23 protein-coding genes are annotated in these 21,285 nt (G+C 72.5%); 7 read left to right on the forward strand and 16 right to left on the reverse strand.

The features are described 5' to 3' along the window. The first annotated feature begins 146 nt into the window (after positions 1 to 146). Complete coding sequence (locus PS271_RS05010; protein WP_398380427.1) at positions 147 to 641, forward strand: HNH endonuclease; 495 nt, start codon at positions 147 to 149, stop codon at positions 639 to 641. On the opposite strand, the gene PS271_RS05015 is transcribed toward PS271_RS05010, so the two are convergent. The 4 genes from PS271_RS05015 to PS271_RS05030 form a co-directional block, all read right to left on the reverse strand. Beyond that, positions 638 to 1,411, reverse strand: coding sequence for a sulfite exporter TauE/SafE family protein (locus tag PS271_RS05015; protein WP_398380428.1), 774 nt, complete (start codon positions 1,409 to 1,411; stop codon positions 638 to 640). The two genes, PS271_RS05010 and PS271_RS05015, sit on opposite strands and share 4 nt — an antisense overlap. Positions 1,412 to 1,513: 102 nt before the next feature. Further along, the gene (locus tag PS271_RS05020; RefSeq protein WP_030366711.1) at positions 1,514 to 2,449 is read right to left on the reverse strand and encodes an SPFH domain-containing protein; all 936 of its coding nucleotides are present in this window, start codon (positions 2,447 to 2,449) and stop codon (positions 1,514 to 1,516) included. 124 nt (positions 2,450 to 2,573) lie between these two features. Then, positions 2,574 to 2,984 (reverse strand): NfeD family protein, encoded by a 411-nt coding sequence (locus tag PS271_RS05025; protein WP_398386682.1) that lies wholly within the window; start codon positions 2,982 to 2,984, stop codon positions 2,574 to 2,576. 84 nt (positions 2,985 to 3,068) lie between these two features. Next, positions 3,069 to 3,878 (reverse strand): ABC transporter ATP-binding protein, encoded by an 810-nt coding sequence (locus PS271_RS05030; RefSeq protein WP_030366709.1) that lies wholly within the window; start codon positions 3,876 to 3,878, stop codon positions 3,069 to 3,071. A 90-nt stretch (positions 3,879 to 3,968) separates the two neighbouring features. Between PS271_RS05030 and PS271_RS05035 the strand changes: the two genes are divergently transcribed. Then, positions 3,969 to 4,775, forward strand: a complete 807-nt coding sequence (locus tag PS271_RS05035; RefSeq protein WP_398380431.1) for an Rv1486c family protein — start codon at positions 3,969 to 3,971, stop codon at positions 4,773 to 4,775. A 96-nt stretch (positions 4,776 to 4,871) separates the two neighbouring features. On the opposite strand, the gene PS271_RS05040 is transcribed toward PS271_RS05035, so the two are convergent. The 4 genes from PS271_RS05040 to PS271_RS05055 all read right to left on the reverse strand — a co-directional run bounded on the left by PS271_RS05040 (position 4,872) and on the right by PS271_RS05055 (position 7,692). Next, complete coding sequence (locus PS271_RS05040; protein WP_398380432.1) at positions 4,872 to 5,297, reverse strand: chaplin; 426 nt, start codon at positions 5,295 to 5,297, stop codon at positions 4,872 to 4,874. A 177-nt stretch (positions 5,298 to 5,474) separates the two neighbouring features. Next, entirely contained in the window at positions 5,475 to 5,711 is a 237-nt protein-coding gene (locus PS271_RS05045) for a chaplin (protein WP_398380433.1), read from the reverse strand. A gap of 162 nt (positions 5,712 to 5,873) precedes the next feature. Further along, positions 5,874 to 6,521 (reverse strand): response regulator, encoded by a 648-nt coding sequence (locus PS271_RS05050; protein ID WP_398380434.1) that lies wholly within the window; start codon positions 6,519 to 6,521, stop codon positions 5,874 to 5,876. Further along, on the reverse strand, positions 6,514 to 7,692 hold the full coding sequence (locus PS271_RS05055; RefSeq protein WP_398380435.1) for a GAF domain-containing sensor histidine kinase: 1,179 nt from the start codon (positions 7,690 to 7,692) through the stop codon (positions 6,514 to 6,516). The genes PS271_RS05050 and PS271_RS05055 overlap by 8 nt, the downstream gene beginning before the upstream one ends. A gap of 170 nt (positions 7,693 to 7,862) precedes the next feature. Here PS271_RS05055 and PS271_RS05060 point away from each other — a divergent pair, with 170 nt between their 5' ends. Then, positions 7,863 to 8,561 (forward strand): nitroreductase family protein, encoded by a 699-nt coding sequence (locus tag PS271_RS05060; protein WP_398380436.1) that lies wholly within the window; start codon positions 7,863 to 7,865, stop codon positions 8,559 to 8,561. 340 nt (positions 8,562 to 8,901) lie between these two features. Continuing rightward, positions 8,902 to 9,618, forward strand: coding sequence for a transglycosylase SLT domain-containing protein (locus PS271_RS05065; RefSeq protein WP_398380438.1), 717 nt, complete (start codon positions 8,902 to 8,904; stop codon positions 9,616 to 9,618). A gap of 81 nt (positions 9,619 to 9,699) precedes the next feature. On the opposite strand, the gene PS271_RS05070 is transcribed toward PS271_RS05065, so the two are convergent. Continuing rightward, positions 9,700 to 12,318 carry an ABC transporter ATP-binding protein/permease gene (locus tag PS271_RS05070; RefSeq protein WP_398380439.1) on the reverse strand — a complete coding sequence of 873 codons (2,619 nt, stop codon included), beginning with the start codon at positions 12,316 to 12,318 and terminating at the stop codon, positions 9,700 to 9,702. 295 nt (positions 12,319 to 12,613) lie between these two features. Between PS271_RS05070 and PS271_RS05075 the strand changes: the two genes are divergently transcribed. Together PS271_RS05075 and serB are read left to right on the forward strand one after the other, a co-directional pair. After that, entirely contained in the window at positions 12,614 to 14,197 is a 1,584-nt protein-coding gene (locus PS271_RS05075) for a streptophobe family protein (protein WP_495656747.1), read from the forward strand. Positions 14,198 to 14,290: 93 nt separating this feature from the next. Continuing rightward, the gene (gene serB, locus PS271_RS05080; RefSeq protein WP_398380443.1) at positions 14,291 to 15,523 is read left to right on the forward strand and encodes a phosphoserine phosphatase SerB; all 1,233 of its coding nucleotides are present in this window, start codon (positions 14,291 to 14,293) and stop codon (positions 15,521 to 15,523) included. Between the two features lie 214 nt (positions 15,524 to 15,737). Here serB and PS271_RS05085 read toward each other — a convergent pair whose 3' ends face one another. The 4 genes from PS271_RS05085 to PS271_RS05100 form a co-directional block, all read right to left on the reverse strand. After that, complete coding sequence (locus tag PS271_RS05085; RefSeq protein ID WP_398380444.1) at positions 15,738 to 16,256, reverse strand: SixA phosphatase family protein; 519 nt, start codon at positions 16,254 to 16,256, stop codon at positions 15,738 to 15,740. Positions 16,257 to 16,342: 86 nt separating this feature from the next. Further along, positions 16,343 to 16,573: a hypothetical protein gene (locus tag PS271_RS05090; protein ID WP_398380446.1), complete on the reverse strand. Its 231-nt coding sequence runs from the start codon at positions 16,571 to 16,573 to the stop codon at positions 16,343 to 16,345. Positions 16,574 to 16,783: 210 nt separating this feature from the next. After that, positions 16,784 to 16,903 carry an SGM_5486 family transporter-associated protein gene (locus PS271_RS05095; RefSeq protein ID WP_267470821.1) on the reverse strand — a complete coding sequence of 40 codons (120 nt, stop codon included), beginning with the start codon at positions 16,901 to 16,903 and terminating at the stop codon, positions 16,784 to 16,786. 95 nt (positions 16,904 to 16,998) lie between these two features. Then, a complete protein-coding gene (locus PS271_RS05100) occupies positions 16,999 to 18,285 on the reverse strand; it encodes a CynX/NimT family MFS transporter (RefSeq protein ID WP_398380447.1) in 1,287 nt (428 codons plus the stop codon). Positions 18,286 to 18,328: 43 nt separating this feature from the next. Between PS271_RS05100 and PS271_RS05105 the strand changes: the two genes are divergently transcribed. Next, positions 18,329 to 19,009: a FadR/GntR family transcriptional regulator gene (locus tag PS271_RS05105; RefSeq protein ID WP_398380449.1), complete on the forward strand. Its 681-nt coding sequence runs from the start codon at positions 18,329 to 18,331 to the stop codon at positions 19,007 to 19,009. A gap of 19 nt (positions 19,010 to 19,028) precedes the next feature. Here the strand turns inward: PS271_RS05105 and PS271_RS05110 are convergent, their stop codons facing one another. The 3 genes from PS271_RS05110 to fabG form a co-directional block, all read right to left on the reverse strand. Beyond that, positions 19,029 to 19,400, reverse strand: a complete 372-nt coding sequence (locus PS271_RS05110) for a hypothetical protein (RefSeq protein WP_398380451.1) — start codon at positions 19,398 to 19,400, stop codon at positions 19,029 to 19,031. A gap of 355 nt (positions 19,401 to 19,755) precedes the next feature. Then, positions 19,756 to 20,526, reverse strand: a complete 771-nt coding sequence (gene fabI / locus PS271_RS05115; RefSeq protein WP_398380452.1) for an enoyl-ACP reductase FabI — start codon at positions 20,524 to 20,526, stop codon at positions 19,756 to 19,758. A gap of 5 nt (positions 20,527 to 20,531) precedes the next feature. Next, positions 20,532 to 21,251 carry a 3-oxoacyl-[acyl-carrier-protein] reductase gene (gene fabG, locus PS271_RS05120; RefSeq protein ID WP_356289928.1) on the reverse strand — a complete coding sequence of 240 codons (720 nt, stop codon included), beginning with the start codon at positions 21,249 to 21,251 and terminating at the stop codon, positions 20,532 to 20,534. Positions 21,252 to 21,285: the final 34 nt, after the last annotated feature.

Below are 21,285 nucleotides of genomic sequence, written 5' to 3' on the forward strand. Positions count from 1 at the left end.
GCCCCCCGTTCCCTCCCTGCTCACACCCCTCCCATTCACCTCAACTTCCTTTTTGTGTAAGGAAATTGCGTTGTCCGGGCCGCGACGGCACCGGCACAGTTGAGCCATCTCGCCGCTGGGGCGGGGTGAGCCGGGAGGTGGCCGGGATGCGGGAGACGTTGGTCCTCAATGCGAGCTTCGAGCCGCTGGCGACGGTGTCGCTGCGGCGTGCGGTGGTGCTCGTCCTTCAGGGCAAGGCCGTGGTCGAGCAGGCCCGCCCGGGGCGCCGGGTGCGGGGCCCTGCGGTCGACGTTCCCGCGCCGCAGGTGATCAGGCTCTGCCGGTATGTACGGGTGCCGTTCCGAAGACGGGCGCCCTGGTCGCGGCGGGGGGTGCTGGTGCGGGACGGACACCGGTGCGCGTACTGCGGGCGGCGGGCCACGACGGTGGACCACGTGGTGCCGCGGTCCCGCGGGGGCGAGGACAGCTGGCTGAATACGGTCGCGGCGTGCGCGGAGGACAACCACCGCAAGGCGGACCGGACGCCGGAGCAGGCGGGGATGCCGTTGCTGAAGCTCCCGTTCGAGCCCACTCCGGCGGAGTCGCTGCTGCTGGCGGCGGGGGCGTACGGTGCCCCCGGCCGCCGCAGCGCCGCGGCTTAGCGCAGCACCATCTGCACGATGGCGACGACGCCCACCACGACGATGACGCCGCGCAGCGCCGTGGGTGACAGGCGGCGGCCGACCTTGGCTCCTATCTGGCCGCCGAGAGTGGATCCGGCGGCGATGAGGAGGGCGGCGGTCCAGTCGACGTGGGCGACGAAGACGAAGAACAGGGCGGCGACGCCGTTGACGACGACGGCCAGGATGTTCTTGAGGGCGTTGATGCGCTGGAGGTCCTCGCGGAGCAGCAGGCCCATCAGGGAGAGGTAGAGCACTCCTTGGGCCGCTCCGAAGTAGCCGCCGTAGGCGCTGGCGAGGAGCAGGCCCACGAGGAGGGCGGGGCCGCCGTCGGGGTGGGAGGTCGCTTCGGTGCCGTTGCGTTCGCGGCGGCGGGCGAGCGCCTTGGCGAGCCGGGGCTGGAGGATGACGAGGACGAGGGCGATGCCGATGAGAGCGGGCACGATCGCGTTGAACGCCTTGGACGGCAGGGCGAGGAGCAGGACGGCTCCGGCGAGGCCGCCGACGAGGGCGGTGAGGCCGAGGCGGACGGCTCGGGCGCCCTGGCCGCGGAGCTCGCGCCGGTAGCCGACGGCGCCGCTGATGTTGCCGGTGACCAGGCCGATGGTGTTGGAGACGTTGGCGGTCACCGGCGGCAGGCCGATGGCGAGGAGCACCGGAAAGGTGAACAGGGTGCCGGAGCCGACGATGGTGTTGATGGTGCCGGCGCCGATGCCGGCGGCGAAGACCGCGAGTGCTTCCCAGATGGACAAGGCCATCTCCTTCATGATCCGTTTGTCGCCTCCCCGCCATGACAGGTCGGGGGGCCTCGTTGATCATGCAGGAGAGAGCGGCTGCCGGTCGAGGTCGAATCGTCAGTCGATGCCCGGCTGCTCGCGGCGCGGGGAGTCCTTGCGGATCTTGGGCGCGCCGGCCGTGGGGTTGAGGCTGCCGACGGCGCCGCTGAGGCCCTTGAGGGCGTCGCCGATCTCGCTGGGCACGATCCAGAGCTTGTTGGCGTCGCCCTCGGCGATCTTCGGGAGCATCTGGAGGTACTGGTAGGCGAGCAGCTTCTCGTCGGCGTCGCCGGCGTGGATGGACTCGAAGACCGTACGGATGGCCTGGGCCTCGCCCTCGGCGCGCAGCGCGGCGGCCCGGGCTTCACCCTCGGCGCGCAGGATCGCGGACTGCTTCTCGCCCTCGGCGGTGAGGATCTGGGACTGGCGGATGCCCTCGGCGGTGAGGATCGCGGCGCGCTTGTCGCGGTCGGCGCGCATCTGCTTCTCCATCGAGTCCTGGATGGAGGTCGGGGGCTCGATGGCCTTGAGCTCGACGCGGTTGACGCGGATGCCCCACTTGCCGGTGGCCTCGTCGAGGACGCCGCGCAGGGCGGCGTTGATCTCCTCGCGGGAGGTCAGGGTCCGCTCCAGGTCCATGCCGCCGATGATGTTGCGCAGGGTGGTGACGGTGAGCTGCTCGATGGCCTGGATGAAGCTGGAGACCTCGTACGTGGCGGCGCGGGCGTCGGTCACCTGGTAGTAGATGACGGTGTCGATGTTGACGACCAGGTTGTCCTGGGTGATCACCGGCTGCGGGGGGAACGGCACGACCTGCTCGCGGAGGTCGATGCGGTTGCGGATGGAGTCGATGAAGGGGACGACGATGTTCAGGCCGGCGTTGAGGGTGCGGGTGTAGCGGCCGAAGCGCTCCACGATGGCGGCGCTGGCCTGCGGGATGACCTGCACCGTCTTCATGAGGGCGATGAAGACGAGCACCACCAAGATGATCAGGACGATGATGATCGGTTCCATCGGGGCTCCCCGTGCCGCTGGTCGTTGATCGGGTGGACCGGGCTGATCCAGTTCGAGTCTTTCAGAACGCGGGACCGCCGTGCAGGCGTTGACGGCACTTCATGGGGCCGCGTCGGATCGCGCGTCACATGACGAGGGCCGTCGCGCCCTCGATCTCGACGACGTCGACGTGCTCGCCGGCCTCGAAGACGCGGTCCTCGTCCAGGGAGCGGGCCGACCAGGTCTCGCCCGCGAGCTTGATGCGGCCGCCGTTGCCGTCGACCCGTTCGAGGACGACGGCCTGCCGGCCCTTGAGGGCCTCGATGCCGCTCGCCAGGGCGGGCCGCTGGGCGCGGTGCCGCATGGCGATCGGCCGGACGACGGCGATGAGGGCGACCGAGACGGCCGCGAAGACGATGAACTGCGCCACGGTGCCCGCGCCGAGCGCATTGGTCACGGCGGCGGCGACGGCGCCGATCGCGAGCATGCCGAACTCGGGCATCGCGGTCACCACCAGCGGGATGCCCAGTCCGACGGCGGCCACCAGCCACCACACCCATGTGTCCACAAGGTCATGGTAGGCGGGGCGGGCGCCCCGGGACAGGGCGCCCGCGGCGGGGCGCCCCGGTCCGGCGCGGCGTCAGGAGAGCGGCAGGCCCTGGGCCGTCCAGCGGTCGCCCTTGCGCTCGACGACCAGCGGGAGGCCGAAGCAGTGCGAGAGGTTGCGGGAGGTGAGCTCCAGCTCGACGGGGCCCGCGGCCAGCACCTTGCCCTGGCGGATCATCAGGACGTGGGTGAAGCCCGCGGGGATCTCCTCGACGTGGTGCGTCACCATGATCATCGAGGGGGCGAGCGGGTCGCGGGCGAGCCGGCCGAGGCGGCGGACGAGGTCCTCGCGGCCGCCGAGGTCGAGGCCCGCGGCGGGCTCGTCGAGCAGCAGCAGCTCGGGGTCGGTCATCATCGCGCGGGCGATGAGGGTGCGCTTGCGCTCGCCCTCCGAGAGGGTGCCGAACTTGCGGTCCAGCAGCTCGGTCATGCCGAGGACGTCGAGGAAGGCGCGGGCGCGCTGCTCGTCGACCTCCTCGTAGTTCTCCTGCCAGGTGGCCGTCATGCCGTAGGCGGCGGTGAGGACGGTCTCCAGGACGGTCTGGCTGCGCGGCAGCTTGTCCGCCAGGGCGATGCCCGCCACGCCGATGCGCGGGCGCAGCTCGAAGACGTCCACGGAGCCCAGCTTCTCGCCCAGGACCTTGACCGTGCCGGTGGTCGGGAAGAGGTAGCTGGAGGCGACATTCAGGAGGGTGGTCTTGCCGGCGCCGTTGGGGCCCAGGATGACCCAGCGCTCTCCCTCCTTGACCGACCAGGAGACCTGGTCCACCAGAGCCCGGCCCTCGCGGACCACGGATACGTCCACCAGTTCCAGCACTTCGCTCATGAGCGCGTTGTCTCCCATTGCAGTCTCGTCGTCGCGGCGCCGGTAAGCGCAGCCCCCAGGGAAAACCTACGCCACCCACCGGGGGCGCCAGTCCTTAGGCTGGTGACCATGCTCGATGAACATCGCTCAGGACGCCTCACCGCGTGGGGAAATGCCCTTATTGCGGGATTTGCCGCACCTGATGACGCCGCGCACCACATCACCGGAGATGACGCCGTCCACCGCGTCGTGGGCCTTCCCGGTGAATCCGGGCCCGTCGGCCTGACGCTCGCGCTGGGCCGGCTGCGGGCCCTCGGGGCCACGGGGCTTCGCCTCGCGCTGCCCGCGCCCGGGCACCCGCTGGGCCTGAGCGGCCCGCCGGAGTTCAACGCACGCGCCCTGGAGGCCGGCGAGGCGGTCGTCGCCACGGGAGCCGCACTGGGGCTCGTACCGGAGGTGTACGAGGCCGGGCCGGAGGGCGACGTGCACGTCGAGGTGCTCTGGCACTGCCTGCCCGCGCGGGACGCGCACCCGGCGGACGTGCCCTCGCTCGGAGAGGCCGAGCGGGAGCTCGCGGAGGCGCTGCGGGACGCCACGGAGGTGCTCACCCGGCTGGACGTGGCGGGCTCGGGGCCGGTGGCGCAGGCGGCCCTGGAGGCGTACCGGGCGCGCGCGGAGCGCGGGGGCGAGGTGCTGGCCCCGGGATATCCGCCGCGGGCGGTGCGGGTGCTGGAGCTGGCGCAGCGCGTGGGAGCGCTGATCGCGATCGCCCACGCGCCGGGGGACGGCGGCGGCCGCGAGCACGGGGCCGCGGTGAGCGCGTCGGAGATAGCGGCACGGGCGCAGGCGCTGCGGCCGGTGGAGCGGACGGCGCGGCGGGCCCAGGTGGCCGCGTACAACGCGATCGTCGAGGAGCGGGCCCGCAGGCGGCACTGAGGCCGTGACCGCGGACGGGGGGGGGACGGGGTCGCGGGCGCGGGAAGGCCCCGCGGTCCCTGAGGTCCGCGGGGCCTTTCCGTTACGCCTTTACGGTCAGTCGTCGTCGTGGTCGCCGTGACCGCCGTGGTCACCGTGACCGCCCCAGCCGCCGTCGTGGCCGTGCTTGTCGTGGCCACCTCCGTGGCCGTGGCCGTGGAACTCGCGGTGGGCGTGGAACTCGTCCCAGCCGGGGGCTGCGTTGACGCAGGTGTTCCCGAAGGTCGGGTTGAGCAGGCCGATGATGTCGATGCTGTTGCCGCAGACGTTCAGCGGGATCTGGATCGGCACCTGGATGACGTTGCCGGAGACGACGCCCGGCGAGCCCTTGGCGACGCCGTTGGCGATGGCGCCTCCCGGGTGGTGGCGGTGCTGGAGCACCTGGCGGCCACCGTGGTCGTGCGCGGAGGCGACGGCCGCGGTGGAACCTACGGCGAGCCCTGTGACCGCCAGAGCGAGGGCTGCTTTCTTGGCACTGTTCATGGAGGGTCTTCCTTCTGCTGACGTTCTCAGCGGCCCCAGCCGCGGGGTCGCGTAGTGATGAACGCCAGCGCACCGCCGACGGCACGGCCATCGGCGGTGTTGCCCTCGTTCGGACGATTGCTCGCCCGCGCCTGCCCGGCTATGCGACGCACCACCGGGCAGACGGATGCGCCGGGCTTACTTGTTGATGCAGAAGTTGCCAGCGGCCGGGTTGAGGACACCGACCACGCTGATGGTGTTGCCGCAGACGTTCACGGGGACGTGCACGGGCACCTGGACCACGTTGCCGGAGACGACGCCCGGGTTGCCGATCGCCTTGCCGTCAGCCTCGTGCGCGGAAGCAATGCCCGCACCGGCGATGGCGAGACCGCCGGCGGCGATGGTGAGGACTGCGGCCTTCTTCATGTTCTTCACTCTTCTAATGACCTTCCTAGGGCGTTGCCACGGCCAGCCGCCGCGTACGCCATGGAGAACGGGCTGCGGCCATTCGGGTTGCGGGGCCGGGGCTACAGCCACACGGTCGTATGAATCTCTGATCAGAATGCGACGTTCCGTTTTGCCGCGCGCCACCTCTGATCAGGCTCCGATCCCATGTCGGACGGCCCACAGGGCCGCCTGCGTGCGGTCGGCGAGATCCAGCTTCATCAGGATGTTCGACACGTGGGTCTTGACGGTCTTCTCCGAGAGCACCAGCGCCCGCGCGATCTCCCGGTTGGACCGGCCGTCCGCGATCAGCGCCAGCACCTCCCGCTCGCGCTCGGTCAGCGCGTTGCCCCGCCCGTGGCCGCCGCCACCGGGCTCGTCCTGCGACAGCAGCGCCCCGGCCACCTCGGGCTGGAGCAGGACGTGCCCGGCGTGCACCGAGCGAATCGCCCCCGCCAGGGCGTCGGGGTCCACGTCCTTGTAGACGTAGCCCGCCGCGCCCGCGCGCAGGGCGGGGACGACCGTGCGCTGCTCGGTGAAGCTGGTGACGATCAGCACCCGCGCGGGGTTCTCCAGCTCCCGCAGCCGGCGCAGCGCCTCGATGCCGTCCATGCCGGGCATCTTCACGTCCATGAGGACGACGTCCGGGCGCAGCTCCTCCGCGCGCTCGACGCCCTCGGCGCCGTCCGCGGCCTCCCCCACCACCTCGATGTCGTCCTGGACCTCCAGGAAGGTGCGCAGGCCCCTGCGGACCACCTGGTGGTCGTCCACCAGCACCACACGGATGACGTCCTCAGCCACCGGGCACCTCCATCTCGATCGCGGTGCCCAGGCCGGGCTCCGAGGTAACGGTCAGACTGCCGCCGACGCCGCTGGCACGGTCCCGCATCGACACCAGGCCCAGATGGCGCCCGGCCTTGCGGACGGCCTCGGGCTCGAAGCCGCAGCCGTCGTCGGCCACGCACAGGGCCGCGCCCTGCCCCGCCCGGGTGAGGGTGACCTGGACGCGGTCCGCCCCGGAGTGGCGCAGGGCGTTGTGCAGGGCCTCCTGGGCGACGCGCAGGAGCGCCTCCTCCTGGGCGGCAGGCAGGGCCCGTATGCCGTGGGAGGCGAAGGTGACCTTGGCGGTGTGGGCGCGGTCGAGGACCTGGACCTGGGTGCGCAGGGTGGCGACGAGGCCGTCCTCGTCCAGCCCTGCGGGCCGCAGCTCGACGACCGCGGCGCGGAGCTCGTCGGTGGCCTCCGCGGCGAGCCTGGCGGCCTCGTGGAGCTCCTCCTTGGCACGGGCCGGGTCGCGGTCGACGAGCGCGGCGGCGGCCTGGGCGGTCAGGCGCAGGGAGAAGAGCTTCTGGGCGACGGCGTCGTGCAGCTCGTGGGAGAGCCGGGCGCGCTCCTCGGCGATGGTCAGCTCACGGCTGCGCTCGTAGAGGCGGGCGTTGGTGAGGGCGATGGCCGCGTGCTGGGCCAGCACGCTCAGCAGCTCCTGGTCCTCCGCCGTGAAGCCGCAGGTGGGCGCGGTTTCCTCCAGGCCGCAGGGCGGCTCGCCGGGGCGGTCGGGGCGCTTCTTGTTGGCGAGGAAGAGGGCGCCGAGGATCTCGTCGCCGTCGGCGACCGGCATGCCGATGAAGTCGCGCATGTTGGGGTGGGCGGCCGGCCAGCCGCCGAAGCGGGGGTCGGCGCGGACGTCGGCGAGGCGCTCGGGGGTGGCCTGTTGGATCATCGCGGCGAGGACGCCGTGCTGGCGGGGCAGGGGGCCGATGGCCTTCCACTGCTCGTCGCTGACGCCGTCGACGACGAACTGGGCGAAGCCGCCGTGGTCGTCGGGGACGCCCAGGGCCGCGTACCGGGCGCCGATCAGCTCCCGGGCGGAGACGACGATCGTCTTGAGCACGTCGTGCACCTGGAGGTGTCTGCTCATGGCGAGGAGTGCGGTGCTCACGGCCGTGAGGCCGGAGCGGGGGCCGGTGGTCATGGGATCACGGTACCGAGGGTGCCGGGCCGGGCGGATCGGGCCGCCGACGGCCGGGAGCTGGTTCCCCAGCCCTAGGCCGGTGGTCCTGCCGGCGGGCCGGTGGTGCCCGCCGGTTCCGTTCCGTATGAGGGGACGATTGCCCACAACGAGGTAGCGGGCATGTTCTCGTCATGTCTATACCAACCGAGTGGACACCCACCCACGGCGATCCCTACCGGCCCGTGGCCTACCGCCCCGAGCGCATGCCCACCGCCGAGTCCCTCGCCCGCGCCGCGGAGCTGCGCGAGCGCATGGGGCGGCGCCGGACCGTACGGCAGTTCTCGCCGGACCCGGTGCCGGAGCAGGTGGTGCGGGACGCGATCGCGTGCGCGGCCACCGCGCCCTCGGGGGCGCACCAGCAGCCGTGGACCTTCGTCCTGGTGAAGGACGCCGGGGTGCGGCGGCGCATCCGGGCGGCCGCGGAGGAAGAGGAGCAGCGCTCGTACGCGGGCCGGCTGGGCGAGGAGTGGCTGGAGGCGCTGCGGCCGCTGGGCACGGACGAGGTCAAGCCGCACCTGACGGACGCGCCGGCGCTGATCGTGGTCTTCCAGCAGCGGTACTGGCTGGGTGAGGGCGGGGAGAAGCGCAAGCACTACTACGTGGACGAGTCGGTCGGCATCGCGGTCGGGATGCTGCTGTCGGCGCTGCACCTGTCGGGGCTCGCGGCGCTGGTGCACACGCCGAGCCCGATGCGGTTCCTGTCGGAGGCGCTGGGGCGGCCGGTGAACGAGAAGGCGTTCGCGGTGATCCCGGTCGGCTATCCGGCGGACGACTGCGAGGTGCCGGACCTGGTGCGCAAGAGCCTCGGTCAGGTGCTGGTGGAAGTGTAACTCCAGGGAGGCACCCTGCGTGCGGGGCCGGTCACGCCGGGCGACGGGAGCGCTCGCCCGGTGTGACGCCGCACATAGGACGCACGTCACCTACGACCACGCATAGTGGAGAGATAAATCCGGCGTAAGCGGGTGGCAGGGGCCCTTTTGACCTTCCCGCGGGCCCTCCCCGCCAGCCCCTCGGCAACGAAGCCGGGTAGTACGTCACTCCTTTGCCGAACCTTTTTGCGGCCGCTAAGAATTCTCACGTTGCACGGCGCCGTCGATCGAGACGCGGCGCTTTTTCGCGCCGATCCGGGCCACTGCGACTTGAAGCGAACAGAAGAGGTTCAGCACAATCATGCGCTCCCCCATCTCTGGCTATAGCCGCCTGACCAAGATCCAGAAGTTCACCACCGCGGGCATCGCCGCCGCGGGCGTCGCGGCCCTGACGTTCGCCGCGATACCGGGTTCCTCGGACACCGCGACCAGCGCCCAGTCCATCGGCGTGAAGCCGGTCGCGTGGAGCGCGGAGGCCTTCGGCACCCAGGAGCAGCAGGAGCACCTCGGCAAGCAGGCCGAGACCGCTGCCAAGCAGGCGAAGGCCGAGGCCGAGGCCAAGAAGAAGGCGGACGCCGACGCGGCCGCCGCCAAGGCCAAGGCCGACAAGGAGCGCGCCGACAAGGAGGCCGCCAGCCGGTCCGCCGAGCGCAAGCCGGTCCAGGCCGCCCCGGCCGCCCCGGCCCCGAAGACCTACGCCAACAACCTTGACGGCTGGATCAAGGAAGCCCTGGACATCATGAAGGCCAAGGGCATCCCGGGCTCCTACAACGGCATCTACCGCAACATCATGCGGGAGTCGACGGGCAACCCGAACGCCATCAACAACTGGGACTCGAACGCCGCCAAGGGCATCCCGTCCAAGGGCCTGCTCCAGGTGATCGACCCGACCTTCAAGGCGTACCACGTCGAGGGCACGTCCTGGAACATCTACGACCCGGTCGCCAACATCACCGCCGCCTGCAACTACGCGGCCAAGGTGTACGGCTCGATGGACAACGTGAACTCCGCCTACTAAGAGCGCGAGCGCGGACGACAACGCCGAAGGGCGGCACCCGATTGCGGGTGCCGCCCTTCGGCGCGTACGGAAGGCGTGCGACTACTTGCGCATGACCTCCGGCTCGTGACGGCGCAGCAAACGTGCGACCGCGAATCCGCAGGCGACGCCGATGACGATGAGGGCCACGATGTCGATGCCCCACTGGGTGGCGGTGTGCTCCCAGAGCGGGTCGAGCTTGGGGGGCCTGCTCTTGTCGAACGGGGCCATGACGTGCGAGAGGTCCAGCGTGGTGCCGGCGCCGGCGATGGCCCAGCGGGCCGGCATCAGCCAGGCGACCTGCTCGACGCCGGGCGAGTCGTAGATCTTGAACAGGATGCCGGTGAAGACGACCTGGACGATCGCGAACATGACCAGCAGCGGCATGGTCTTCTCGGCGGTCTTCACCAGGGCGGAGATGACGAGGCCGATCATCATGCAGGTGAAGCCCAGGGCGATGATCACCAGGCAGAGCTCGGCGGCGGGCGCGGCCTTGAAGACCAGTCCGCTCTCCGGCAGCTTGCGGACCGAGAAGCCGATGGCGCAGATGAGGGCGCCCTGCACCGCGGTGATCAGGCCGAGGACGACGACCTTGGACATCAGGTAGGCGGAGCGGGAGAGGCCGACGGCCCGTTCCCGTTCGTAGATGACCCGTTCCTTGATCAGCTCACGGACGGAGTTGGCGGCTCCGGAGAAGCACATGCCGACCGCGAGGATCAGCATGATCGTGCCGGCGTCCTGGTTGAAGTGGCCCTTGGTGGCGGGACCGAGCCCGAAGTCGGACGGGATCACCGTGCTCACGCCGCCGAGGACGGCCGGGAGGATCAGCATCAGCGCCATGAAGCCGCGGTCCGAGGCGATGACGGAGGAGTAGCGGCGCATCAGGGTCCACAGCTGGGAGCCCCAGCTCTGGGCCTTCGGCGGGCGCACCATCTGCGGCTGGACGTGGACGGACTGCGGGGCGACGGCGTCGATGTCGGCGGCGTACATCTGGTAGTGCTGCGAGCCGCGCCAGCGGCCCGACCAGTCGTAGTCGCGGTAGTTCTCGAAGGCCGAGAAGACGTCCGCCCAGGTCTCGTAGCCGAAGAAGTTGAGGGCTTCCTCGGGCGGGCCGAAGTAGGCGACGGAGCCGCCGGGGGCCATGACGAGCAGCTTGTCGCAGAGCGCCAGCTCGGCGACGGAGTGCGTGACCACGAGGACGGTGCGGCCGTCGTCGGCGAGGCCGCGCAGCAGCTGCATGACGTCGCGGTCCATGCCCGGGTCGAGGCCGGAGGTGGGCTCGTCCAGGAAGATCAGCGAGGGCTTGGTCAGCAGCTCCAGGGCGACCGAGACGCGCTTGCGCTGGCCGCCGGAGAGGGCGGTGACCTTCTTGTCCTTGTGGATGTCGAGCTTGAGCTCGCGCAGCACCTCGTCGATGCGGGCCTCGCGCTCGGAGGCCGCGGTGTCGCCGGGGAAGCGGAGCTTGGCGGCGTAGCGCAGCGCCTTCCGGACGGTGAGCTCCTTGTGCAGGATGTCGTCCTGCGGGACCAGACCGATGCGCTGGCGCAGCTCGGCGAACTGCTTGTACAGGTTCCGGTTGTCGTAGAGGACGTCGCCCTGGTTGGCGGGCCGGTAGCCGGTGAGCGCCTTGAGCAGGGTGGACTTGCCGGAGCCCGAGGGGCCGATGACGGCGATGAGGGACTTCTCCGGGACGCCGAAGGAGACGTCCTTGAGGATCTGCTTGCCGCCGTCGACGGTGACCGTGAGGTGGCGCGCGGAGAAGGAGACGTCGCCGGTGTCGACGAACTCTTCCAGGCGGTCGCCGACCAGGCGGAAGGTGGAGTGACCGACGCCGACGATGTCGTTGGGGCCGATGACCTGCTGGCGGACCGGCTGGCCGTTGACGTAGGTGCCGTTGTGGCTGCCGAGGTCGACGATCTCGAACCGGCCGTCGCCGGTGGCGCGGAACTCGGCGTGGTGGCGGGAGACCTGGAGGTCGGAGACGACCAGCTCGTTCTCCAGGGCACGGCCGATGCGCATCGTGCCGCGGCCGACGGCCATCTGGTGGAAGCTCGTGGGGCTGCGGTCGCCGTAGACGGGCGGGGCGCCGCCCTGCGAGGGCGCGCCGCCGTGCGCGGGGGGCTGCTGGCCGCCGGGACCACCGGGGCCCGGCTGCTGGGGGACGTAGGCCTGCTGGGGCTGCTGCTGCCAGCCGCCCTGCTGCGGCTGCTGGTACTGCTGGGGCTGCTGCCCCGGCTGCTGCCAGGCGCCGGGCTGCTGGTGCTGCGGCGGCTGGTGCGGCGCCTGCTGCGGCGGGGCCTGCTGCTGCAGCGGCGCGGCCATGGCCGTCTGCGCGCTGTAGAGGTCCGCGGCGGGGGCTCCCACTCCGGCGCCGGCGGCGCCCGCGGTGAGATTCAGCCGCGGGCCGTCCGTCGCGTTGCCCAGGTGCACCGTCGAGCCGGGGCCGATCTCCATGTGGTGGATCCGCTGGCCCTGCACGTACGTGCCGTTGGTGCTGCCGTGGTCCTCGATGACCCAACTGCGGCCCTCCCACCGTACGGTGGCGTGCCGCCACGAGACGCGCGCGTCCTGTAGCACCATGTCACCCTGCGGATCCCGCCCGAGGGTGTAGGACCTGGACGGATCGAGCGTCCAGGTCTGTCCATTCAATTCCAGTACGAGTTCCGGCACTCCATGCCCCACTACTTGTCCCCCGATGAGCCCCCTGCAAGGGGAGTCTAGGGATGGCGAACATCGGGAGGAACTATTTCAGGCACAGTCCCCGAACCGAAAGTCGGGGATTGCCGCGACCGTGTAACAGGCACCGTTGACGCCACCGAAACGCACCCTGAGAGTAGTTACCGCCACGGATATGTACGGATCATGCGTATCCGGGCAACAGCCAGGTTGCTGACCGGCACGGGGGGCCGTGATGAGCATGGACGGGGGCCGGCGCACAGCGCGCCCGGCGGAGCTGCTGCTGACTTCCATTGCCGCTGTGAGCTGGGCTTTTCTGGCCATGGCCGGGATCGCCGCACTGGGGCTGCACCTGCTGGGCGCGGATGCGGCGGGCGCGCTCGGGCCGATGACGGCGGCGGCCGTCGTGCTGGCCGTAGGCGGATCCCTCATGCCTTCGGGCGATATTGAAGCATTCGGACTGAAGGGCGCCGGGGCGCACACCGCCATCGATATCGCGCCACTGGGAGTGAGCCTCGTGGGCGCCCTCCTGCTGGGAATGATCTTTACGCGATCGTTGCGCCGGGCCGGTGCCACGATCGGCGCCGGAGAGCTCGCCGTACGGGCCGCCTCAGTGGCCGTCCTGTTTCTCGTCCTGCTCGCCGGCCTCGCCTGGGCCGGGGAGGACTCGATCACCTTCGACGGGAGCGGCCTCGGTCTCGGGGGCGGCGGGGGCGGGAGCGGTCCCAAGCTGGAGATCCCGGGGATCGGCGACATCGGGGACATCGCGGGCGGGCTGCCGGACCGGCTCACGGGGCTGGTGAACGCCAAGGCGGCCGTCGGCTTCAGCGTCCGGACCGGGCCCTCGCTGCTCGGCGGCGCGGCCTGGGTGCTGGGCGTGCTGCTGATCGCGGTGCTGGCCGCGCGGCGCGCCCCGCTCCCCCGCGGCTGGGAGGTGCTGCACCGCGGGGTGCGGCCCGCGGTGTCGGCGCTGTGCGCGGTGCTCGTCCTGGCGGTGGCGGCGGGCCTGGCCGCCGCGGCGTACGCGGCCGCCGGGGACGACGCCCCGAAGCGGGTCCTCGGGGCGGCGCTGCTCGGGGCGCCGAACGGGGTGTTCCTCGCGGTGCCGCTGGGGCTGTTCGTCTCCTGGCGCGGTACGGCCAGCGGCGCGCTCACCAAGGTGCTGCCCTCGCCGCTGGACGAGCTGCTCAGCGCGCGGGCCGACGAGCCGGTCACGCTGGGGCGGCTGGCGGAGCTCGACTCGCTGGTGTGGCTGCTGGCGGTGGGCTGCGTGCTGATGATGCTGTGCGTCGGGGTGCTCACCGCGGTCCGTACGCCGCGGGACGGTCTGGGGGTGACGGCGTTCGCCGCGCGCTGCGCCGTGGCCCTGGGGCTCGCGACCGCCGCGGCCCTGCCGCTGCTGGTGCTGGCGACCCGCGTGAAGGCGGACGCGAGCCTGTCGGTGCTGAGCTTCGACGTCTTCGGAGCGGGCCTGGAGCTCCGGGGCAACGCCCCGATGGCGCTGGCCCTGGGCGCCGCGTGGGGCGCCGCCGCCGGGGCTCTGGGGGGCCTGCTGGCGTGCGCGACGGGGACGGCGGGGCGGCGGGCGGTGCTCCGGAGGCCGGGAGCGGCCCCGGCGGCCCGCCCGGCCGCGGCGGGCACGGCCCACCCGCAGGCCGCGGGGCCCCCGGGCCCGTACCGCCCCTCGCCGGGGCGGCCCGCGCGGGACGACACCAACCCGTACAAGCGGCCCCTGCTGCCCGACGAGCGCTCCACCGCGCCGACGCAGACGGGCCGGCCCCTGCCGCCGCCGAGGCGGCCCCGGAGCAGCGGATACCGCTACGGCGCCCCGCCGCCCGAGGAACCGCCGCCTCCGCCGCCCGGGCCGCCACCACGCCGGCGTTGAGCGGGGTTCACACGAAGTAGGCCAGGTCTTCGCCGTCCGCTCCCCGGGACACCTGTACGTATCGGGTACGGGGCCCGATACGGTAAGAGGACCATGAGTGCATCGCAGACCTCGCCTGCCACCCCCGTAACCAGCGACGACGAGCCGACGCTCCTCGTCAAGATCTTCGGGAAGGACCGGCCGGGCATCACCGCCGGGCTCTTCGACACGCTCGCCGCGTACGCCGTCGACGTCGTCGACATCGAGCAGGTCGTCACCCGGGGCCGGATCACGCTGTGCGCGCTGGTCACGGCGCCGGAGGGCGGCGCGAACGCCGAGGGCGGGCTGCGGGCCACGGTGCACAGCTGGGCCGAGTCGATGCGGATGCAAGCGGAGATCATCTCGGGCCGGGGCGACAACCGCCCGCGCGGCACCGGGCGTTCCCACGTCACGGTGCTGGGGCACCCGCTCACCGCCGAGTCGACGGCGGCCATCGCGGCGCGGATCACCGGCACGGGCGGCAACATCGACCGCATCTTCCGGCTCGCCAAGTACCCCGTGACCGCCGTGGAATTCGCGGTGTCCGGCACGGAGACCGAGGCGCTGCGCACCGCGCTCGCGCTGGAGGCGCACGAGCGCGGGGTGGACGTCGCGGTCGTCGCGGCGGGCTTGCAGCGGCGGGCCCAGCGCCTGATCGTGATGGACGTGGACTCCACGCTGATCCAGGACGAGGTCATCGAGCTGTTCGCGGCGCACGCGGGCTGTGAGGCCGAGGTCGCGGAGGTGACCGCGCGGGCGATGCGCGGCGAGCTGGACTTCGAGGAGTCGCTGCACGCCCGGGTGGCGCTGCTGGCGGGCCTGGACGAGTCCGTGGTGGACAAGGTGCGGGCGGAGGTGCGGCTGACGCCGGGCGCCCGGACCCTGATCCGCACCCTCAAGCGGCTCGGCTACCAGGTGGGCGTGGTCTCGGGCGGTTTCACCCAGGTGACCGACGACCTTCAGGAGCGGCTCGGCCTGGACTTCGCCTCGGCGAACACCCTGGAGGTCGCCGACGGCAAGCTGACCGGGCGGGTCACGGGGGAGATCGTGGACCGGGCGGGCAAGGCACGGCTGCTGCGGCGGTTCGCCGCCGAGGCGGGGGTGCCGCTCGCGCAGACCGTGGCGATCGGCGACGGCGCGAACGACCTCGACATGCTCAACGCGGCGGGGCTGGGCGTGGCCTTCAACGCCAAGCCGGTGGTCCGGCAGGCCGCGCACACGGCGGTGAACGTGCCGTTCCTGGACACGGTGCTGTATCTGCTGGGCGTCACCCGCGAAGAGGTCGAGGCGGCGCGCACGCACGAGTGACCTGCCCGGCGTGCCGGTTCCGGTGAGTGCGGATTCCGCCGGACCCTCGCCATCGGGGTGCCTCGCCGTTGCGGCGGGCACTTGTGCTCCGCCCGCAACGGGCGGGATCCCCGGAAGAACAGTCCGTCGCCACGGCGACAAGCCCCCGCGGCGAGGGTCCGGCGGAAGAGGCCGGCACCGTGACCGGCGCGCGCTCCGCAACGGCGGCAAGCCGCTACGCGTGAGGCGCCCAGAAGGCGACGAGGCGGCCCACGCCGTGCTCGACGGACTTCCACGATCCGGTGAAGGCCAGCACCGCGATGGCGGCGGTGGGGAACCCGGAGCGGTTCATCCGGGCCAGCAGATCGCCGTCCGCCTCGCCCGCGAGGGCGTCGGCCAGGGCGTGCATGCCGGGGTTGTGCCCGATCAGGACGAGGTCCTGGACCTCGTCGGAGACCTCGTTGAGCAGGGCGATCAGCTCGCCGAGCGAGGCCTCGTACATCCGCTCCTCGTAGGCCGTCCGGGGGCGCTCGGGCAGCTCGGAGACGGCGAGCTTCCACGTCTCGCGCGTGCGGGCGGAGGTGGAGCAGAGGGCCAGGCCGGGGGTGACGCCGGACCCGGCGAGCCAGCGGCCGGCGACCGGGGCGTCCTTGCGGCCACGGTCCGCGAGGGGGCGTTCGTGGTCGTCGCCGTCGGACCATTCGGCTTTGGCGTGCCGGAGAATGACGATCCTGCGGGTCGGTTCGGAGCTCATGCCGTCCAGCTTCGCACGAAACCCACGGCGAGGCGCGGGGTGTTGGGGGGCTTCCACCCGAAGCGGCGCGGGCGCCCCGCACGGCGTCACGCGGCGAGCTCGCCCAGCGCCAGCTGGACGAATGCGACCACGCGGGCGACGGTGCCCGCGCCGGCGGCGTCCGGGCCGGGGTCGGCGGAGGCGGGCGCGGCCAGGAGGGCGAAGAAGCCGGTGAAGGCCGCGACGGCGAGCGCGAGGGCCCACCACGGCAGGCCCGACTGCACCGTGCCGGCGGCCCGGGCCTTCGGACCGGCGGTCACTTTCCTACCGGCGGGCATGGGATCGATCGCCTCCGAGTGCTCTGTGCACCGCCGCGTCGCGGTGTACTACGAAGCTACGGAGAACGGGGGCCCGCTCCCATCCGGTGGACCACCCACTTGTCCCTGACCCAGACCCCCTAGGGGACGGGGGGCTAGCCCCACCCCCGCATGGAGGCGGACCGCCAGGGCCGGGAGCAGGGGTCAGCGGCAGGGGTAGTCAGGGGCCGGTCAGGGGGAGAACACCGTCGCGATGACCGAGATGACCACGGTGATGGCGAGCATCGCCCCGAGGATCGTCAGCAGGGCCTTCTGGCCGTTCTTGGGGTTCGGATCGAGCACAGGCTGCATGCGGACCAGTGTCCCACCCCGCGCCCCCGCGGCCGCGGCCGGGGCGGTACGGGGCAGGAGGGGGCGGAACGGGCAGGCCCCGTCAGAGCTCGCCGTCAGAGCTCGTCCTCGACGGTGCGGGCGCGGCCGGCCAGCACGCCCGCCACGATCTGAGGAACCATCAGTGCGGCCATGAGGGCGAGCGGCACGTCCCAGCCGCCGGTGCGCTCGTTGAGCCAGCCCACGAGCAGCGGGCCGGGGATCGAGATCAGATAGCCGGTGCTCTGGGCGAACGCCGACAGCCGCACCACGCCCCCGCCGGTGCGGGCGCGCATGCCGATCAGCGTCAGGGCGAGCGTGAAGGCGCTGTTGGACACGCCGAGCAGCACGGCCCAGACCCAGGCGCCCCCGGCCGGGGCCAGCCACAGGCCCGCGTAGCCGGCCAGGCCGAAGCAGCCCAGGATGACGACCAGGACGCCCTGGTGGGGCAGGCGGGCGGCGAGGCGCGGCAGCACGAAGGCGAGCGGAACGCCCGTCAGCATCGTGACGGCGCTCAGGACGCCCGCGGTGGAGGGGGCCACCCCGGCGTCGCGGAAGATCGCCGGAATCCAGCCCATGACGATGTAGGCGCCGGTGGCCTGGATGCCGAAGAAGATGCCGAGGGCCCAGGCGGTGGGGCTGCGGGTGATGCTGGTGCGCGGGGCGTCCTGCGCGGCGGCCGCGGGGGCCGCGGCGCGGTCCGTGCGGTCACGGCGGGCGACCACGAGCCAGAGCACCACGGCCGCGGCGGCGAGCAGCGCCCACGAGCCGAGGCCGAGGCGCCAGCTGTGGCCCATCGCGTCGGCGAGCGGCACGGTGGCGGCCGCGGCGCCCGCCGCGCCCGCGGCGATGGCCATGGAGTACAGGCCGGTCATCGGGCCGACCCGGTCGGGGAACCAGCGCCTGACGGCCAGCGGCATCAGGACGTTGCTGACGGCGATGCCCGCGAGCGCGAGCACGCTGAGGGCGAGGAAGCCGGGGACCCCGCCCACGTACGGGCGCAGGGCGAGGCCGGCGGCTATCGCCGCCATGCCGGCGCAGACGACGGCGGCGGGGCCGAAGCGGCGGGCCAGGCGGGGTGCGGCGAGGCCGAAGACGGCGAAGCAGAAGGCGGGCACGGACGTCAGCAGGCCGGCCACCGCCCCGCTCATGCCGAGGTCGGCGCGGACCTCCTTGAGGAGCGAGCCGAGGCTCGTGACGGCGGAGCGGAGGTTGAGCGCGGCGAGGACGAGGCCCACGACGAGGAGCGGGACGCCCCGGGCCCGGCGGGCCGGACCGGCCGGGGAGGCGGCGGGCGCGGCGGATGCGGGGGCGGGCGCGGAGGTGCCGGCTGCTCTGAGGTCTTCGTCTGCCGTAGATGCCATGACCGCATCATAGATAGAATCATGGGATGAATGGAGGCTGTCGATGCCACTGAACTCCCCCAGGCGCTCCTGCCTCGTCGACCAGGTCATCGCCGAGCTGCGCGGCCAGATCACCTCCGGTGAGTGGGCGGTCGGCTCGCGCATCCCCACCGAGCCCGAGCTGGTCGAACAGCTCGGTGTGGCCCGCAACACCGTGCGCGAGGCGGTGCGCGCCCTCGCGCACAACGGGCTGCTCGACATCCGGCAGGGCTCGGGCACGTACGTCGTCGCGACGAGCGAGCTGGCCGGCGTGATGAACCGCCGCTTCGCCGACGCCGACCCGCTGCACGTGGCGGAGCTGCGCAGCGCCCTGGAGGCCTCGGCCGCCCGGCTCGCGGCCCGCCGCCGCACCGAGCAGGACCTGGTGCAGCTGGCCGCGCTGCTGGAGCGGCGCGAGGAGGCGTGGCGCTCGGGCGACGCGGAGCGGTTCGTGGAGGCGGATGCCACGCTGCACGCGGCCGTCGTCTCCGCCGCGCACAACGAGGTGATGTCCGAGGTGTACGCGGACCTCGGCGGGGTGATGCGCGAGTTCCTGCGGGCGGGCGTGGGCACGGCGCTGCGGCCCGAGGGGCTCGTGGATCACGGGCGGCTGGTCGCGGCCATCGAGGAGGGCGACGAGGAGACGGCGGGGGCGGAGGCGAGCGCCTATCCGTTCGGCTGCCGGGGCGTGGCCGGCGCCTGCTGAGTGCGCCGGCCGGCCGGGCTCAGGCGGCGGGGTGGGTCACCCAGGCGTGGCGTATGCCGAGCCAGCAGCGCTGCGCGAGGGATACGTGGCCGGCGGGGCCGACGGCGGCCCGGGCGGTGTCCATGTCCGGGTCCCACCAGCGCACGCACTCGACGTGCAGCTGGACGTGGTCGGTCGTCGCGTTGCCGTTGAAGCAGTGGGCGGTGGCGTGGGAGCCGTGGACGCGGGTGCGGCACTCGGCGTGCCGGGCCCCCGGCCGGGCGGCGGCCGGTGCGGCGGTGCGGGCTGCGGCCGGTGCCGCGGCGGCCACGGGGAAGGCCGGGGCCGTGGAGCCTGCCAGGGCCGTGGCGGCGAACAGCAGGGCCGTGGTGCGGCGGAGCGGGGACCTCATGCGCGTACCTCCCGCCCTTCAGTGTGCGGGGGCGGGCCCCGCCGCACGAGCCGGAAAAGCCCGGTGCCCGTTCCGGACTAACGGAACGGGCACCGGGCGTGCGCTACGGGTCCGGGGCGGCCATCATGGGGCAGCCCTGTGCCCCGTCAGGGGCGCGGGGAACTGCGCGACCAGCCACGCACGGCCCGCAGCCGACCGATCGCGAACCCGTACGCCCGCGAACCGCAGCGGAGCGGCTCAGGCCCCCATCATGTGGACGCCGCCGACCTCTCCTGCACGCCGCCCTCGCACTGCTCGGCCCCGGAGGGCCTCACAGGCTTCGGACGGCTGCGCCGGACTCCGCCCGGCGAGGGTGCTAGGCCCCCATCATGTGGACGCCGCCGTCCACGTGGACGATCTCGCCCGTCGTGCGCGGAAAGAAGTCCGACAGCATGCCGACGACGCCGCGGCCGGCCGGCTCCGGGTCGGCCAGGTCCCAGCCGATGGGCGCGCGGTGGTTCCACACGTCCGCGAGCTCCTCGAAGCCCGGGATGGACTTGGCGGCCATCGACTTGATGGGGCCGGCGGAGACCAGGTTGCAGCGGATGCCCTTGGGGCCGAGGTCACGCGCCAGGTAGCGGTTCGTGCCCTCGAGGGCGGCCTTGGCCACGCCCATCCAGTCGTACTTCGGCCAGGCGATCTGCGCGTCGAACGTCAGGCCGACGATCGCGGCGCCCTCGCTCATCAGCGGCAGCAGGGACATGGCCAGCGACTTGTAGGAGTACGCCGAGACCTGGACGGCCGTGGAGACGTCCTCCCACGTGGCCTCCAGGAAGTTGAAGGCGCCCTGGGGGCCGAAGGCGATGGAGTGCACGATGCCGTCGATCCGGGCGTCCTCGCCCTGGAGCTCGCGCACCTTGCCGGCCAGCCCGTCCAGGTGCTCCTGGTTGGTGACGTCCAGCTCGATGACCGGGGCTTCCTTGGGGAGGCGCTTGGCGATGCGCTCGACCAGGGAGAGCCGGCCGAAGCCGGTCAGGATGACCTCGGCGCCCTCGTTCTGGGCGACCTTCGCGGCCTGGAAGGCGATCGACGACTCCGTGAGGACGCCGGTGACCAGGATGCGCTTGCCTGCGAGGATTCCACTCATGTCGTTCAGTGACCCATGCCCAATCCGCCGTCGACAGGAATGACGGCTCCAGTGATGTATGCGGCCTCGTCGGAGGCGAGGAAGCGGACCGAGGCGGCGATCTCCTCGGGCTGCGCGTAGCGCGCGAGCGGGACCTGCTTGGTGATGCCCTCGCGCTGCTCGTCGGTGAGCACGCGGGTCATGTCGGTGTCGACGAAGCCGGGGGCGACGACGTTGCAGGTGATGTTCCGGGAGCCCAGCTCACGGGCGACCGAGCGGGCGAAGCCCACCAGGCCGGCCTTGGAGGCGGCGTAGTTGGCCTGGCCCGCGGAGCCCAGCAGGCCCACTACGGAGGAGATCAGCACGACGCGGCCCTTGCGGGCGCGCAGCATGCCCTTCGTGGCCCGCTTGACGACCCGGAAGGTGCCGGTGAGGTTGGTGTCCACGACGGAGGTGAAGTCCTCCTCGGACATCCGCAGCAGCAGCTGGTCGCGGGTGACGCCGGCGTTGGCCACCAGCACCTCGACCGCGCCCTGCTTCTCCTCGATCTCCTTGTAGGCCTGCTCGACCTGCTCGGGGTCCGTGATGTCGCACTTGACGGGGAGGCACCCCAGCTCCAGGAGGGCGGCCGGCGGCTCGCCCGAGCGGTAGGTGAAGGCGACCTTGTCGCCCGCCTCCGCGAAGGCGCGGGCGATGGCGAGGCCGATGCCCCGGTTTCCTCCGGTGACCAGAACCGAGCGGCTCAAAGGACCACCCTTCCTTCACGTGTAGCTGCCATTC

It is taken from the genome of Streptomyces sp. SCA2-17, assembly GCF_044336695.1.